Here is a 15,463-nt window from a genome sequence, read left to right as displayed (position 1 = left end):
TCAGACCGTTCGGATCAGAGCTCGACCGAGGTGATGTCGATCTCGCCGACGTTGTTCAGCTCGAGCTTCTTGATCTTCTCCGAGTGGCCGGACTGCTGGCCGTAGAAGTAGACCGGGATGCTCGGGACGTCCTGGTCGACCTTCTCGACGGCCTTGGCGAACGCCTCGTGCGAGGCCTCCAGGCTCGGCGCGCCGCTGGCCTGCTTGGCCAGCGCGTCGACCTCGGGGTTGCTGTACAGACCGTCGTTGGAGGAACCGCCGGTGATGAAGAGCGGGTTGACCCAGTTCTCCACGTCCGGGTAGTCCTGCTGCCAGGCGGCACGGTACGGGCCGGTCATCTTGTGGGCGTTGATGTTCTGGCGGAAGACCGCGAAGGTCGGCACGCCCTCGGCCCGAGCGTTGATGTTGAGGTTGGTCTTGATCTGCTGCGCGACGGCGTCCATCCAGTCCTTGTGGGCGGAGTCCGCGTTGTAGTAGAAGACCATCTCACCACTGAAGCCACCGGCCTCGGCGAGCAGCGTCTTGGCCGTCTCCGGGTCGAACTTGCAGGCGGTGCAGTTGCCCGGCTTGGCGCCCGGGGTCAGCGGGTTCGCCCAGCTGTCGGCCGGCTTGCGGGTGCCGAAGAAGATCTTGTCCGAGATCTCCTGCCGGTTCACGGCGAGGGACACGGCACGACGGAGCTTCGGGTTCTGGAAGCGCTTGTCGTAGATCGGGAACGCGATGAACGCGGTCGACGGCGTGACGGTCGAACGGCCCCGGTCACCGAGGTCGGTCTTCCACTTGTCACCGGCGAGCGCCGAGGTGGGAACGACCTCCATGAAGTCGAGGTTGTTCGCCAGCAGGTCGGCGTAGGCGGCGTTGTCGTCCTGGTACAGCTTGACGTCGACGTCCTTGACCTTCATCTTGTCGCGAAGGTTGTAGTCGTCGAAGCGCGTCAGCTTGATGAGGGCGTTGTCCTCCCACGACACGAACTTCACCGGGCCGTTGCCGATCGGCTTGCGGCCGAACTCCTCGGGCTTCTGGGTGAAGAACACGTCCGGCAGCGGCATGAAGGCGCTGTAGCCGAGCTTGGTCGGGAAGACCGCGGTCGGCGCTGCCAGGGTGACCTCGAAGGTCTGCTCGTCGATGACCTTCAGGCCGGACAGCTTGTCGGTGGTCGGCGTCGGGGCCTTCTTCGGGCCGTCCGCGCCGTCCGGGTCCGAGGTGTAGGTCTGGTCGAAGCCCGCGATGTCCGCGAAGAAGGTGCCGTTCTGCGCACCGTTCGGCGAGTAGGCGGCCCAGTTCCAGGCGTCGACGAAGTTCTTCGCCTTCACCTCGGTGCCGTCGTGGAACTTCGTGCCGGCCTTGATCTTGATCGTGAAGACCTTGGAGTCCGTGGTGTTGATCGACTCCGCCAGGGCGTTACGCGGGGCCCCACCGTCGTTCGGGTACTCGACCAGGCCGGTCCACATCCAGTCGATGATCTTGCCGCCGCCGGTCTCCGTGGTGTTCGACGGGACCAGCGGGTTCTCCGGCTGGACGCCGTGGACAACGATCGCGCCGTCCTTGCTCGCGGCAGCGTCGCCGTCGCCGTCGCTGCTCGAGCAACCGCTCGCGACAAGCGCGGCAGCCGCGCTGAGCGCGATGGCGCTCGTCGCCCGCTTCGAGACTCTCATTCCGAGGGGCCTCCTCTTTCTAACCAGGTTCCGTCGTGGGTTTCACGCACGTTTGGGGGTGACACCGCCCGACCACCCCGGGGCGCGGGTCGCCGGGACCACAGGGAAGTTGGGGACACCCCTGATGTACCGATCCGCCGGGCTCCCCCGCCAACGAGGCGCGACACGACGCAGGAGACACAGCCACGAACCGCCGCGAGCGGCGAGGACATGGTCGTGGGCCGTACGGAGTGCCACACACCGATGGTGAGGTGCTGCCACTGTGACACCCACTGGCCGCTTCCGTGAAGGTGCCGTTATCAAGCCGTTAGTTGCCCGCCATGTTGCCGATACTTGAAAAATGATCATAAAACGGTCGGCTCGGGCGGCACTGAGCAGGAAATGCGTTGCGCCACCCGCGCAGCGGCTCGCGGCGCGCGCGCCGGCCTCGGGCCACCGATGTCCGAATGGACGTCGGTCACCACTAACTTTTCGACCCGTCCGGACTAGGTCAGCTTCGGCTGCACGGACACGATCAGCGACTGGGTGGATGAGGGCGCCGAGATCGTTTCTCTGATCTTCGGCGCCGGGCGAGGGCCGATCAGACGAGGCGGCGGTCCGCCGCCCAGCGGGACAGCTCGTAACGGTTGGACATCTGCAGCTTGCGGAGCACGTTCGACACGTGCGTCTCCACCGTCTTGATGGAGATGAACAGCTCCTTGGCAATCTCCTTGTACGCGTACCCCCGGGCCAGGAGCCGCAGCACCTCGCGCTCGCGGTTGGTCAGCTGGTCCAGCTCGGGGTCGGCCACCGGGGCGTCCGGTCGGGCCGCGAAGGCGTCCAGCACGAAGCCGGCCAACCGGGGACTGAACACCGCGTCCCCGTCGGCCACCCGGCGGATCGCGGCGGCCAGCTCGTCCGGAGAGATGGTCTTGGTGACGTACCCCCGAGCACCTGCCCGGATCAACCCGATCACGTCCTCCGCCGCGTCGGAGACGCTCAACGCGAGGAACTTGACCTGCGGGTGGGTACGCCGCATCGCCTCCAGCACCGCCCGGCCACCACCGTCGGGCATGTGCACGTCGAGCAGCACCACGTCCGGCCCGACGGCGGCGATCCGGGTGACCGCCTCGGCCACCGTGCTCGCCTCGCCGACCACCTCGACGTGGGCGCCCAACTCGGCGCGCACCCCCGCCCGGAACATGGCGTGATCGTCCACCAGGAACACCCGCAGCCGCTCGGGGCGGGCATCCGCCGGGTCGAGGCGCTCGGTCGACTGCTCGGCCATGGTCATCTGTTCCTCTCCGCTGCGGACGAGTCCCGGGAGATCGGCAGGATCAACCGAACCTCGGTCCCCTCCCCCGGGCCGGACCGGATCTCGGCCCGTCCGCCGTGCCGCTTCATCCGCCCGATGATCGAGCCGCTCACGCCGTGCCGGTGGTCCTCCACGGTATCCGGATCGAAGCCCTTGCCCCGGTCCCGGACGAAGACGCTGACCTGATCGGGCTCCACCTCCGCGTAGAGGGAGACCGTCTGCACACCGGCGTGGCGTGCCGCGTTCACCAGCGCCTCCCGGGCGGCCGCGACCAGCGCCCCGACCTTCTCGTCGGTTTCCCGGTCACCGACCACCACCGCCTCCACCGTGATCGCGAAGGTGTCCTCCACCTCGGCGGCGGCCTGCTCCAGCGCGGCGGCGAAACGCTCACTCGGCGAGGCGGTGGGTTTGTAGAGCCAGTTGCGCAGGGAACGCTCCTGGCCACGGGCCAGCCGCTGCACCATCTTGACGTCGCCGGCGTTGCGCTGGATCAGGGCCAACGTGTGCAGCACCTGGTCGTGCACCATCGCGGCCAGCTCTGCTCGCTCCTGCTCCCGGATGCGGCCCTCGCGCTCCGAGCGGAGCTGACTGTACGTACGCCAGAGCACCGGCGCGGCGACCACGCCGACCCCGGCCAGCCCGACCAGCGCGAAGATCACGCCATTGATCACCGCGTCGAAGTTCTGCGCCGGCGAGTAGACCGCCGCGACGCCGATGATGCCGACCGCGACCAGCACTCCGCCGCCGATGAACCGGAGCACGAAGGCCCGTCGGTCACTCTCCTCGACGACCGCGCCGAGCCAGGGCACCGGCATCGTCTCGCCCCACTGCCGCCGCCGCTCGGGCGCGGACTGGTGCCAGATGACCCCGGCGCCGACCGCGATGATGGCCACCAGCCAGCCGGCGGTGCCCGCCGCGCCGACCGAGTCGAAGACCATCACCTGGATCAGCAGGACACCGAGCCCGATCCCCACGAACGGCAGGAGTTGCGCCACGTCGCGCCGGGGCGGCACCGCCGTGTCGCCGGGCCGCAGCGGGACCACGGCCCAGAAGGCCGCGTAGAGCAGCAGGCCGAGCCCGCTCAGCCCGAGCAGCACCATGAACGCGACGCGCACCCGCAGCACCGAGATGCCGAGATGGTCGGCGATACCGGCGGCGACGCCGGCGGCCATCCGGTGCTCCGGGGCGCGGTAGAGGCGCGGGGGCGTGGTGACGGTGCTGATCGGAGGCTCCCTGGTAGCGGTGGTGGGCTGGTCGAGGTCGGTGACTCGATCGTCACACGCTGCGGCGTCCACGACCACGGGGACGCCCCCGACATTCCGGCCGCCGGATCTCAGGGTGGGGTCAGGGTCGGGTCCTGAGGCCGTTCGGGTGCACCGGGCAGCAGGATCGAAGCATGACCGAGGAAGCTGCCCCGCCACCCCGCCCGGGGTCGGCACCGCCGGAGGGCTCGTCACCGCCCGCACCGGCCGCGACGCCCGGCGCCTGGACCGAACCCAGCACGCCCGGCCCGCACCCGGGCGCCGCGCCTACCGATCCGTACGGCTACCAGCCGCCCACCGGCGCGAGTCACGGCCCGCAGTTCGCGGACGGCACCGGTTACGGGCCTCCCGGCGCACCGCCCGGACCGGGCGGCGGCCACGGCCCGTCCGCGCCGCCACCGCCACTGGGCGGCACCGGCTTCACCTCCCGGTACGGGTTGGTCCGGCCGCGCGAGGGGCGCTATCTCGCCGGTGTCTGCGCGGCGATCGGACGGGCCACCAACACCGACCCGGTGCTGTGGCGGGTGTTGCTCGCGGTGCTCGGGTTCTTCGGGGGCATCGGCATCCTGGTGTACGTCGCAGCCTGGCTGATCATCCCGAACGAGGGCGACACCGCGTCCCCGATCGAGTCGATGCTCGGGCGCGGCCGTTCCAGCATGTCGCCGGTGACCGTGATCATCCTGGGCATCCTGGTCGCGGCCAGCTTCGGTTACATCGTCACCGACGCCTTCCGGGCCGTGCTGCTCGGCGCGGCCATCCTGGTCGCCGGCGCGCTGCTGCTCAACCGGGACAGCCGCAACCAGCCCGCCGGCACCCCCGGCGGGCCGATGCCGGCCGCACCGACCGGCACCCCACCGGGTCCGGTCCCACCGGTGACCTGGCCGGCGCCGTCGACCGGCGCCGTCCCGTCGACCGGCCCGACCACCACGACAGCAGCGCCGGGGGCGAGCGGCGACCCCGCCTACGCCACCGCGACGACCGGAGGGACACCCACCGTGGCGTACGACGTACCGCCGACCGGTGGTCCGCAGCCGCCCATCACCGCGCAGCCGGTGTCGGGCGTGGGCCCGGTGTCCGGGCAGCCGGGCGGCACGACGGCTGTCCAGCCCGGCTGGCCGGCACCGACGACGGCTTGGCCGAGCACCGCCGCACCTGGCGTCGGCTGGCCGTCGGCACCGGTGACCGGCGCGCCCACTGCTCCGTCCGGCTACCCGACCGCCACACCGCCGTCGGCCTACCGCCAGCCGTTCGCGCCGCACGGCCCGTACGCGTCGCCGACCCCGGCGCCGCCCCCGCCGACCAAGCCGCCGAAGCCACCGAAGCGCCCGAAGGAGCGGTCGCCACTGGGCGCGGTGACCTTCTCGCTGATCTTCCTGGTCCTCGGCATGGTCGCCCTGCTCGACCTGCTGGACGTCTTCTCCATCAGCGCCTCGGCGTACTTCGCGGCGGCGTTGGCCACCATCGCGCTGGGGCTGCTCGTCGGCACCTGGTTCGGGCGGGCCCGCTGGCTCATCGCGCTCGGCCTGGTCACCGCCGCGGCGCTGGGCACGGCGACGGTCGCCGAGTCCTACGACCGGATCCGCGGGGTCGACGGCGCGGTGACCTGGGCGCCCACCGACTACCGCGACCTCGCCGACCGGTACGAGAACAGTTTCGGTGACGCGGTGCTCGACCTGCGTGGTATCGACTTCTCGAAGCGGGACACGCAGGTCACCGTCGCCATCAACTTCGGCCAGGCCACAGTTGTCGTACCGCCGAACGTCGACGTCACCACGGTGGCCGACGTCAACGCGGGCGATGCCAACATCTTCGGCAACCGGTCCGGTGGGTTGGACGGCCGCCTGCGGGAGTTCACCGACGTCGGCGCCGACGGGCCCGGCGGCGGGACCCTGCGCCTCTACATCCACGTCAATGCCGGCAACCTGGAGGTGACCCGGTGAAGGCTCACCGTACGGATCTGGTGTCGTTCGCCTTCGGGCTCGTGTTCCTGGCGTTGTCCGGCTGGTGGCTGCTCGCCCAACTGCTCGGGCTCGCCCTGCCGGCGGTGGGCTGGTTCCTGGCCAGCGCACTCATCCTGATCGGCGTCTTCGGGCTGGTCGGCGCGCTGCGCTCGGGTAGGTCGCAGCGGCCGGAGGCGACCGCCGAGGCCACCGCACCGGTCTCCGGCGCGACCGCACCGGTCTCCGGAGCCGCAGCACCCGTCTCCGGAGCCGCGGTGTCGACCTCCGGCGCGCCTCTGCCGGTCTGGGAGGCCGAGAAGTCCACCTGGGACGCTCCCCCTTCGGCAACGACACCGGAGGCGCCGACTGCCGAGGTGATCCACCCGGCCTGGCTGGCTCATCCGCCGTCGGAGCCGCAGACGTCAGCGATTCCCGGCCAGCCCGACGACCGACACGAGGAGGCGACCCTCGGCCTCGGCACCGGACCGGCCCCCGTCGAGGGTGACGAGCCGACCCGGTCGGACCACCCGATCGAGGCCGTCGGCGACCAGGCGGACGACGAACGGGAGGGCCGGCGCGGGAAGGCCTGACCTCGGGCGTCGGCTGGCGGAGGCCCACTCGACCGCTACGGCGGTGCGGTTGGCGCGAACGGGCGCATATGCTGGCCGGTGGAGATCTCGCCCTCCGCCGGCCGGCCCGTCCCGCCATGGCGGCCCCGCCGCGATTCCCGTCTCTACCCCCGTCAGGAGCCCGCCCGACATGACCCAGTCCCCCGCCGTGCGTATCACCGGCCGGTCCGGTCCGATCCGCATCGGCGAGCGAGCCGCCCGTACGCTCGTCACCGAACTGGCCCGGATCAACGACCCCAAGACCGCCCTGCTGGTCGGGGCGGGGCCGGAGTCCGCGGTGCTGGCCGCGGCGATCGAGGCGCTGCTCCCCGGTGACCGGCTCACCGTGGTGCCCGCCGAACCGCTCGGCGCTGCCGCGCTCCGCGAGCACGTCACCGCCCAGGGCCGCTGGGTTGCCGACCGGGTGAGTGTCGTCGAATCGCTGACCGAGGCCGAGCCCGCCGGGGTCGTCATCGCCGGCGAGGTGTTCGCCGGCTCTGCCGAGGAGACCCGCGGCGGCATCGAAGGGCTGGTCAAGTACCTCGCCGACGGTGCGGTACTCAGCGTGGCGACCGTCGCCACGCCCGGCCGGACCACCGGCGCGGCTGCCGAGTTGGCTCGACAGGACGCGCTCTACGGTGTCGGCGCCGACCTGGTGTTGCGCAACTCGCCGCCGGTGCGGGTCTACCGACTGCGGTTCACCCCGGCCAGCCCGGCCTCGGCCGACCGGCTGGCCCCCGCGCACCGCCCGTCGAGTGTGCCGCTGACCCGCGGCATGCACATCGACTCCAACGGCGTGGCCGCGGCGGGCATCGCGCTGGGCCTCGCGGCGCTGGCCCGGGTGGCGCGTCCGTCGTCCAAGCTGTGGCTGCTGCCGGCGCTGGCCGCCGGGCCGGTTGCCGCGTTCTTCCGCGACCCGGAACGGGACGTGCCGGAGGACCCGTCCGCAGTGGTCGCCAGCGCGGACGGCAAGGTCCTCTCGGTGCAGCGACTGCACGACGAGCGTTTCGGCGACGGCGAGTGGCTTCGGGTCGCGGTCTTCCTGTCGGTGCTGGACGTGCACGTCAACCGTTCCCCGGTCGCCGGCAAGGTGGTGGACTACTTCGTCGCCGACGGCGGGTTCGTCAACGCGATGAAGCCCGACGCCGAACACAACGTGGCGGCGTACACCGTGCTGGACACCGCTCGCGGCACTGTGGTGGTCGCGCAGCGGACCGGGCTGATCGCCCGCCGGATCGTGCAGCGCGCGCCGATCGGCGCGCTGCTGGCCAAGGGCGAGCGCTTCGGTCTCATCCGGTTCGGCTCACGGACCGACGTCTACCTCCCGGCCGAGGCTGCGGACCCGCTGGTCGGTCCGGGCGACAAGGTCGTCGGCGGGTCGACCGTCATCGCCCGCTGGCGCTGACCAACAGAAACGTCATCGCCCGCTGGCGCTGACCGACAAACGCGAAACGGGGCGCCGCTGGCCAGCGGCGCCCCGTTTTTCGTCTGCTGTGGTCAGGCGGTGCGGCGCTGCCGCAGCCAGAGCACCGGCCCGCTCACCAGGTAACCCACCACGATCAGGGCGAACGTGATCCGGATGTCGATCAGCGCGCCGATCACCGGGGCCAGCCAGAGCCACGGGGGCAGCTTCACCAGGCGGGCGAGCTTGGCGTACGGGAAGCTCGACACCATCGCGAAGGCCAGCAGCGCCACGCCGGCGACCAGCACGGCGCCGGGCACCGGCAGGCCAATCGCCACGGTCACGGCGAGCACCGCCGCCGCCATGGTGGTGGGCACGCCGCAGAAGAACCTGCCGTCCTTCGGCGAGACGTTGAAGCGGGCCAGTCGAATCGCGGCGCACGCCGCGACGAGAGCGCAGGCCACCGCCGCCGCCGCTGTGGAGACGGAGCCGGCGAGCGAGGCGTAGACCACCACCGGTGCGGCGAGACCGAACGAGCACATGTCGGCCAGGGAGTCCATCTGCGCGCCGAACGGGCTGGCCACACCGAGTCGGCGGGCCAGTGCGCCGTCCAGACCATCGAAGGCGACGCAGGCGATCAGGCAGAGCGCGGCGACGCGGACCTCGCCCTGCATCGCCAGGAAGATGGCCAGCATGCCGAGCATCAGGCTGGCCAGGGTGCAGGCGTTGACCAGGCCGAACTTCATCCGCCGAGCCATGGTGCGCTCGCCAGGTAGCAGCGGGATCGAGCTGGCCGACGCCTCGTCGGCGTGCGCCATCGGCGGCATCGCCGGGCTGACCGGCATGACCGCTTCGATCTCCGCCCGACGGATACTTCCGGCCGGCCGGCTGAGCCGGTCCAGGCCGTAGCGGCGGCGCTGCCGGTCGGCGTACCGGTGCTCGGGCAACGTCACGTCGGTCGGGAGCAGGTCGCTGTCCCGGCGACCGACCCGGACCAACAGCACCTGGCGGGCGAACGTGCTGCTGCGGCGCAAGGAGCCCGCCCAGCGACGCCCAGCGGGGCGCGGACTGTCAGTAGTACGACGCCGGCGCCATGGGGCTCTCGGCACGTTTCCTCCATCACCGGATCGGCTGACCGCCGTGTGGCGGGCGTCCGGCTGTCTCGTGCCGGACCTTGCGTGGCCCGGCAGCCGTTTTGCGGAGTACACCATCGCATAGGGGAACATGGCTTGGCGATAGCTGCCGGCGGTACTTATATCTGGCTTAAACCGCTCGAACCGCTCGCTTGTTCCCATCCCGGGCTTCATCGCCCGTTTCCTCCACCATTCCCGCCTTTGACTGTACCGGAGGGTCACCATCTCGGCTCAGTGAGCGGCGTGCTATCGGCCACTCTGTCCGATTGCCGAGGCAGCGATGTCGCTCAACGGCAGGTCAGCAGCTTGGGCGCGGGTGAACCAGCCGGCCCTCGCTGTCGAACCTCCGGCGGATTCGGTGACCATCGCGTCGGTGGGTACGTCCACCAGCACCCGATAGATCACCCGTACGCCGTGCCAGTCCAAGGGGCGGCCCTCCGGGCCGAGTGCGGCCGGGTTGTGCAGGTTGTTCACCCCGAGGAGTTCCACCACCCGGCCGACCTGGCCGCCCTCCTCGACCAACTCCCGGAGCAGGCCGGTCGTTGGCTGCTCACCGTGATCCGTGCCTCCACCGGGCAGGTGCCACAGGCCGGCCCCCGGGTAGCCCTCGGCGATCTGGGTGAGCAGAATCCGTCCGGCCGGGTCGGTGACCAGCCCGTACGCCCCGAAGCGCAGCCGACGGTCGGGATGCGGCGAGGAGGGGTGTCCCTGCGGCCGGTGCGTTCCGGGCGGCAGTGGCGTGACCGGCAGGCCGAGCAGCTGGGAGGTGAACGGTGTCAGCGTCAACCGCGTCAGCTCGTCCAGGGTGAGCCAGCGAGCCTGCTCGACCGGGCCGCCCCCGCCGTCACGTGTCGTGCCGTCTTGCCCGGTGAGGTCGAACATCAACCGGTCGGTGTGCGTTGCGACACCATCCGCACAGTTGGTCACATCGGATGTGACAGTGCGTAGCTGACCCACGGTGACGGTCAGCCCGGTCTGCTCGCCGACAGTGCGGACGACAGCGCGCTCGGGGTGTTCGGCGTGCGCGACAGCACCACCCGGCAGCCGCCACACCCCGGGAAACTCACCATCCGCCCCGTCCCGAACCACCAGGACCCGGTCCGAGTCCCGCAGAAGCCCGTAACTCCCCACCCGCCGCGCGAACCGCACCCTCGCCCACTCCCCGCTTCGACCCGACCCATCGATCATGAAGGTAGCCCGTCCACCCCGAAGCAGTCGGATCCTGTCATGATCCACTCAGAATCGCGGAAGGCGCGGCATCCCGACGACCGGGACACCGCGCCTTTCCGGAGAACCGAGTTGATCAGGGGTTTTGCGCCGGCCACCGCCGCAGCGCCGCGACCAACGTCGCGGGCAGGGTCAGGTCAGTTGGGCCGCTTGGACCGCTTCGGCGGTCACCTCGGTGAGGCGGTCGGTGGGCAGGGCGCCCAGCTCCTCACGGCCGAACCAGCGCGCCTCGCAGGTGGAACCGCCGACGTCGGCCACGGTCAGCGGGTTGGGCTTGTCGACGACGACGCGGTAGAAGGCGCGTACGCCGTGCCAGTCGATCGGGTAGCCCTCGGGGCCGAGCGAGGCGGCGTCGCGGTGGCTGGCTACTCCGAGCAGCTCGACCAGGCGGCCGGTCTGCCCGGTCTCCTCGACCAACTCCCGGATGAGGGCAGCGCCGGGCTGCTCGCCGTAGTCGGTGCCGCCGCCGGGCAGGTGCCAGCAGCCCGCGCCGGGGTAGCCGTCGGAGACCCGGGTGAGCAGCACCCGCCCCGCCGGGTCGGTGCAGACCGCGTACGCGGCGAAGCGTTGCGCCCGGTGCAGCCCGTCCGGGCCGGGGACCGCGTAGAACGAGGGGAACTCCGGCGGCTCGTCGGGCACCACGTCGGCCGAGGAGGCGGGCAGCCCGAGGGCACGTGCGGTGAACGAGCGCAGCGGCAGCTTGCGCGCCTCGTCGAGGGTGTACCAGCGGGCCAGATCGGTGGGGCGCTCGCCGGCCCGGTCGGCCAGGGTGCCGCCGCGTACCGCCACCCGGTAGATCAGCCGGTCGGTGTGGATCGTGATGCCCCGATCGGGCAGCGCCCGCATGTCGGCGAGCACGTCGGCCAGGCCGGAGACGGCGACCGACAGGCCGGTCTCGGCGGCGGTCTCGCGGACGACTGTGTGGTTCGGGTCCTCGCCGTGGTCGACCGCCCCGCCGGGCAGCGACCACGTGCCGGGGGTGCCGGAGCGCTCCGATGCGCGGACCAGCAGAACTCGGCCTCTTGAATCAGCACAAACTGCGTATGCCGCGATCCTGCGGAGCGGCTCGAGCATGGTGGTCACGGGAGCAAATTCTCCCCGGGCCGGGTTACCGGAACGGAAAAGAGTCAGATTCCTGACTGTCGGACCCCGCTCAGGGATCGGTCAGGGTAAGGATCCGGGCAGTCACCGAGGGCGGGTCGAGCGGCAACGCGGACCGTGGTGGTATGACATCCACCGCCGCTCCCCACGCCCCGTACAAGCAGCTCCGACGCCCCACCACCGACCGCATGGTCGCGGGGGTCGCCAGTGGCGTCGGCCGCTACTTCGCCGTCGACCCCACACTCGTCCGGGTGGCCTTCGCGGTCACCGGCCTGCTCACCGGCGGGCTCGCGCTGTTCGCGTACCCGATCATGTGGTTCCTGATGCCGGAGGAGCCCACCGGCGCGCCGGCCTGGCCGCACCCGGCGGGCGTCGTCGCGCCGCAGGCCGGCCCGCCGCCCACCGCCGGGCCCGCGCCCGGCGGACCGCAGCCGGGGTACGCCCCGACGCCGCCCTACCCGCCGACGACCCCGTCGGACCCGCCGCCGGCCGCCTGACCGGCGCTCACTCCCACTCGATGGTGCCCGGCGGCTTGCTGGTCACGTCCAGGACCACCCGGTTCACCTCGGCGACCTCGTTGGTGATCCGGGTGGAGATCCGGGCCACCACCTCGTAGGGCAGTCGGGACCAGTCGGCAGTCATCGCGTCCTCGCTGGAGACCGGGCGCAGCACCACGGGATGCCCGTAGCTGCGCCCGTCTCCCTGCACACCGACGCTGCGTACGTCGGCGAGCAGCACCACCGGGAACTGCCACACGCCCCGGTCCAGGCCGGCGGCGGTCAGCTCCTCGCGGGCGATCAGGTCGGCCTCGCGGAGCAGGTCGAGGCGCTGCTGGTCGACGGCGCCGATGATCCGGATGGCCAGGCCGGGGCCCGGGAACGGGTGCCGCCAGACCATCGCCTCGGGCAGGCCCAGTTGCAGGCCGAGCGCCCGGACCTCGTCCTTGAAGAGCGTGCGCAGCGGCTCGACCAGGGCGAACTTCAGGTCCTCCGGCAGGCCGCCGACGTTGTGGTGGCTCTTGATGTTGGCAGTGCCGGTGCCGCCGCCGGACTCCACGACGTCGGGGTAGAGCGTGCCCTGGACGAGGAACTCCACGTCGCCGTGCGAGGCGATCTCGCGGGCGGCGGCCTCGAAGACCCGGATGAACTCCCGACCGATGATCTTGCGCTTCTGCTCCGGGTCGGTCACCCCGGCCAGCGCGCCGAGGAACCGGTCGGCGGCGTCGACCACCTTCAGCTTGATGCCGGTGGCGGCCACGTAGTCCTTCTCCACCTGCTCGGCCTCGCCGGCGCGCAGCAGACCGTGGTCGACGAAGACGCAGGTGAGCTGGTCACCGACCGCCTTGTGCACGAGCGCCGCGGCGACCGCCGAGTCCACCCCGCCGGACAGGCCGCAGATGACCTCCTTGTCGCCGACCTGGGCGCGGATCCGGGCAACCTGCTCGTCGATGATGTTCTCGGGCGTCCAGGTCGGCTCGATGCCGGCGATGTCGTAGAGGAAACGGGTCAACATCTCCTGGCCGTGCGCGGTGTGCCCGACCTCCGGGTGGAACTGCACCCCGGCACGCCGCCCGGCGAGGTCCTCGAACGCGGCCACCGGCGCGCCCGCCGACTCGGCGGTGACGGTGAAGCCCTCGGGGGCCTCGGTGACGGCGTCGCCGTGGCTCATCCACACCGGCAGGTCCGCGGGCAGGTCGCGCAGCAGCACACCGGGATCGAGGAGTCGGGGGCGCAGCGGCGTGCCGCCGTACTCGCGGTTGCCGGTCTTCGCCACGGTGCCGCCGAGCGCCTGGGCCATCGCCTGGAAGCCGTAGCAGATGCCGAAGACCGGCACGTCGGCGCTGAACACGCCAGCGTCGATCTGCGGCGCGTCGGGCGCGTAGACGCTGGCCGGACCACCGGAGAGGATGATCGCGGCGGGGTTCTTCGCCAGCATCTCGGCGATCGGCATCGAGTGCGGCACGATCTCGGAGTAGACCTTCGCCTCACGGACCCGGCGGGCGATGAGCTGGGCGTACTGGGCTCCGAAGTCCACCACGAGGACGGGGCGAGGCAGGCTCATGTGCACAAAGCCTACCGACAGTCACGGCCGCGCCCGGCACCGGCTCGCCCTGCGGCGTCGGCCGGGCTCACTGACGGAGCGCGCCCGGGGCGTCCGCCGGCACCGCCGGCTGGTTCGGGGGTACGGACGCCAGCCGACGGTACGCGGATCCGAGCGGCGGGCGTGGGTCCTCCTCGCCCTTGTTGGGCCAGAAGGACATCGCCCGTTCCGCCTGGGCGGTGATCGTCAGGGACGGGTTCACGCCGAGGTTGGCGGAGACCGCCGCCCCGTCGACGACGTGCAGCCCGGGGTGCCCGTACACCCGGTGCCAGGGGTCGATCACCCCGTCGGCCGGTGTCGCCCCGATGACCGCCCCGCCCAGGATGTGCGCGGTGATCGGGATGTCGAACGGCTCGGTGAGCGAGCCGCCCGGAGTGCCACCGATCTCCTCGGCGAGCAGTCGGGTAGCGGCATTGCCGGCCGGGATCCAGGTGGGGTTGGGGGTGCCGTGGCCGGGGCCGGTGACCAGTCGACTGCCGAACACGCCGCGCCGCCACCGGGTGGTCAGCGAGTTGTCCACCGACTGCATCACCAGGGCGATCACCGTCCGTTCCGACCAGCCACGGACCGACAGCATCCGGGCGGCCAGCCCGGGTTGCCGCACGATGCTGCCCAGCCACCGTCGCACCCGGCGTGGACCCCCGTCGACCAGCAGCGACTGGAGCAGGCCCATCGCGTTGGAGCCACGCCCGTAACGGACCGGCTCGACGTGGGTCTGCGGGTCCGGGTGGAACGAGCTGGTGATGGCCACCCCCTCGGTGTAGTCCAGCCGCTCGGACCGGGCCCGTCGGCGGGGCACCGAGGCGCCCAGGATCGCCTCCGAGTTGGTCCGGGTCAGCTCGCCGAGGCGGGGTGAGAGCCGAGGCAGCACGTCGTCGGCCCGCATGTCGTGCAGCAGTCGTTGGGTGCCGAGCGCACCGGCCGCGAACACCACCTGGTCGGCGTGGACGACCTGCCGACGCTTGCGCAGCCACGCGCCGGTGCGTTCGGCGTGCACGTCGTACCCGCCGTCGGCGGTCGGACGGACGGCGGTCACAGTGGTCAGCGGCAGCACCGTGACCCCGAGCCGTTCGGCGAGCCACAGGTAGTTCTTGACCAGCGTGTTCTTCGCGCCGTGCCGGCACCCGGTCATGCACGAGCCGCAGTGCAGGCAGCCGGTGCGCTCCGGGCCGGCACCCCCGAAGTACGGGTCGGCGACCCGCTGGCCGGGGCGGCCGATGTGCACGCCGACCGGGGTGGCGTGGAAGGTGTGACCCACCCCCATCCGCTCGGCCACCGCCCGCATGGCGCGGTCCGCGCCGGTGTCCAGCGGGTACGTGGTGACGCCGAGCATGCGTTTGGCCTGGTCGTAGTGGCGGGCCAACTCGTCCCGCCAGTCGGTGATGTCGCACCACTGCCGGTCGAGGTAAAAGGCGGGCAGCGGTTCGTAGAGGGTGTTCGCGTAGACCAGCGAACCACCGCCCACCCCGGCGCCGGAGAGCACCAGCACCCCGCTGCCGGCACCTCGGCGGGACGGGCGGAGCAGGGTGAGCCGCTGGATGCCGTAGCAGCCCAGCCTCGGCGCCCACAGGAACCGGCGGGCCCGCCAGGACGTCTGCGGGAACTCGTCGTCGGCGAAGCGCCGGCCGGCTTCCAGCACGGCGACCGAGTAACCCTTCTCGGCCAGCCGGAGCGCGGTGACGGCGCCGCCGAAGCCGGACCCGATGACGAGCACGTCGTACCGCATGGACGCATCATTACT

At 71.6% G+C, this 15,463-nt stretch carries 11 protein-coding genes and 1 pseudogene; 4 read left to right on the top strand and 8 right to left on the bottom strand.

Translation table 11 applies throughout. The annotated features are described in order from the left end of the window. Positions 1 to 14: 14 nt before the first annotated feature. The 3 genes from O3438_RS26510 to O3438_RS26500 form a co-directional block, all read right to left on the bottom strand. On the bottom strand, positions 15 to 1,655 hold the full coding sequence (locus O3438_RS26510) for a peptide ABC transporter substrate-binding protein (protein ID WP_269682378.1): 1,641 nt from the start codon (positions 1,653 to 1,655) through the stop codon (positions 15 to 17). Between the two features lie 580 nt (positions 1,656 to 2,235). Further along, positions 2,236 to 2,922, bottom strand: coding sequence for a response regulator (locus O3438_RS26505; RefSeq protein ID WP_130409065.1), 687 nt, complete (start codon positions 2,920 to 2,922; stop codon positions 2,236 to 2,238). Positions 2,923 to 2,924: 2 nt separating this feature from the next. Next, entirely contained in the window at positions 2,925 to 4,172 is a 1,248-nt protein-coding gene (locus O3438_RS26500) for an ATP-binding protein (protein WP_269683757.1), read from the bottom strand. Between the two features lie 173 nt (positions 4,173 to 4,345). Between O3438_RS26500 and O3438_RS26495 the strand changes: the two genes are divergently transcribed. From O3438_RS26495 to O3438_RS26485, 3 genes and pseudogenes are all read left to right on the top strand, one after another. Next, the gene (locus O3438_RS26495) at positions 4,346 to 6,151 is read left to right on the top strand and encodes a PspC domain-containing protein (protein WP_269682377.1); all 1,806 of its coding nucleotides are present in this window, start codon (positions 4,346 to 4,348) and stop codon (positions 6,149 to 6,151) included. Next, positions 6,148 to 6,378: pseudogene (locus tag O3438_RS26490) on the top strand (hypothetical protein); the annotation flags it as partial. The gene O3438_RS26495 and the pseudogene O3438_RS26490, both read left to right, overlap by 4 nt. A 532-nt stretch (positions 6,379 to 6,910) precedes the next feature. Further along, on the top strand, positions 6,911 to 8,164 hold the full coding sequence (locus tag O3438_RS26485) for a phosphatidylserine decarboxylase (protein ID WP_269682376.1): 1,254 nt from the start codon (positions 6,911 to 6,913) through the stop codon (positions 8,162 to 8,164). A gap of 92 nt (positions 8,165 to 8,256) precedes the next feature. On the opposite strand, the gene O3438_RS26480 is transcribed toward O3438_RS26485, so the two are convergent. The 3 genes from O3438_RS26480 to O3438_RS26470 all read right to left on the bottom strand — a co-directional run bounded on the left by O3438_RS26480 (position 8,257) and on the right by O3438_RS26470 (position 11,604). Next, on the bottom strand, positions 8,257 to 9,195 hold the full coding sequence (locus O3438_RS26480; RefSeq protein WP_269682375.1) for a CDP-alcohol phosphatidyltransferase family protein: 939 nt from the start codon (positions 9,193 to 9,195) through the stop codon (positions 8,257 to 8,259). A 345-nt stretch (positions 9,196 to 9,540) separates the two neighbouring features. Further along, positions 9,541 to 10,482 (bottom strand): NUDIX hydrolase, encoded by a 942-nt coding sequence (locus O3438_RS26475; RefSeq protein WP_442929661.1) that lies wholly within the window; start codon positions 10,480 to 10,482, stop codon positions 9,541 to 9,543. 171 nt (positions 10,483 to 10,653) lie between these two features. Then, positions 10,654 to 11,604 (bottom strand): NUDIX hydrolase, encoded by a 951-nt coding sequence (locus O3438_RS26470; RefSeq protein WP_269682373.1) that lies wholly within the window; start codon positions 11,602 to 11,604, stop codon positions 10,654 to 10,656. Positions 11,605 to 11,747: 143 nt separating this feature from the next. Between O3438_RS26470 and O3438_RS26465 the strand changes: the two genes are divergently transcribed. Continuing rightward, a complete protein-coding gene (locus O3438_RS26465; RefSeq protein ID WP_269682372.1) occupies positions 11,748 to 12,119 on the top strand; it encodes a PspC domain-containing protein in 372 nt (123 codons plus the stop codon). Between the two features lie 7 nt (positions 12,120 to 12,126). Here the strand turns inward: O3438_RS26465 and guaA are convergent, their stop codons facing one another. Then, complete coding sequence (gene guaA / locus O3438_RS26460) at positions 12,127 to 13,683, bottom strand: glutamine-hydrolyzing GMP synthase (protein ID WP_269682371.1); 1,557 nt, start codon at positions 13,681 to 13,683, stop codon at positions 12,127 to 12,129. A gap of 67 nt (positions 13,684 to 13,750) precedes the next feature. Further along, the gene (locus O3438_RS26455; RefSeq protein WP_269682370.1) at positions 13,751 to 15,448 is read right to left on the bottom strand and encodes an FAD-dependent oxidoreductase; all 1,698 of its coding nucleotides are present in this window, start codon (positions 15,446 to 15,448) and stop codon (positions 13,751 to 13,753) included. Between the last annotated feature and the right edge of the window lie 15 nt (positions 15,449 to 15,463).

The sequence above is a fragment of the Micromonospora sp. WMMC250 genome (assembly GCF_027460215.1).
GTDB classification, from domain to species: Bacteria; Actinomycetota; Actinomycetes; order Mycobacteriales; family Micromonosporaceae; genus Micromonospora; species Micromonospora taraxaci.
The sequence above is the reverse complement of the archived record's forward strand: the minus strand, read 5'-3'. Positions and strand labels throughout refer to the sequence as shown.

What these genes read in the sequence shown, in the direction of transcription:
- O3438_RS26475 (WP_442929661.1), bottom strand. Translation starts at nt 10,482, where the DNA reads ATGATCGATGGGTCGGGTCGAAGCGGGGAGTGGGCGAGGGTGCGGTTC.
- O3438_RS26505 (WP_130409065.1), bottom strand. Translation starts at nt 2,922, where the DNA reads ATGGCCGAGCAGTCGACCGAGCGCCTCGACCCGGCGGATGCCCGCCCC.
- O3438_RS26485 (WP_269682376.1), top strand. Translation starts at nt 6,911, where the DNA reads ATGACCCAGTCCCCCGCCGTGCGTATCACCGGCCGGTCCGGTCCGATC.
- O3438_RS26465 (WP_269682372.1), top strand. Translation starts at nt 11,748, where the DNA reads ATGACATCCACCGCCGCTCCCCACGCCCCGTACAAGCAGCTCCGACGC.
- O3438_RS26510 (WP_269682378.1), bottom strand. Translation starts at nt 1,655, where the DNA reads ATGAGAGTCTCGAAGCGGGCGACGAGCGCCATCGCGCTCAGCGCGGCT.
- O3438_RS26495 (WP_269682377.1), top strand. Translation starts at nt 4,346, where the DNA reads ATGACCGAGGAAGCTGCCCCGCCACCCCGCCCGGGGTCGGCACCGCCG.
- O3438_RS26455 (WP_269682370.1), bottom strand. Translation starts at nt 15,448, where the DNA reads ATGCGGTACGACGTGCTCGTCATCGGGTCCGGCTTCGGCGGCGCCGTC.
- guaA (WP_269682371.1), bottom strand. Translation starts at nt 13,683, where the DNA reads ATGAGCCTGCCTCGCCCCGTCCTCGTGGTGGACTTCGGAGCCCAGTAC.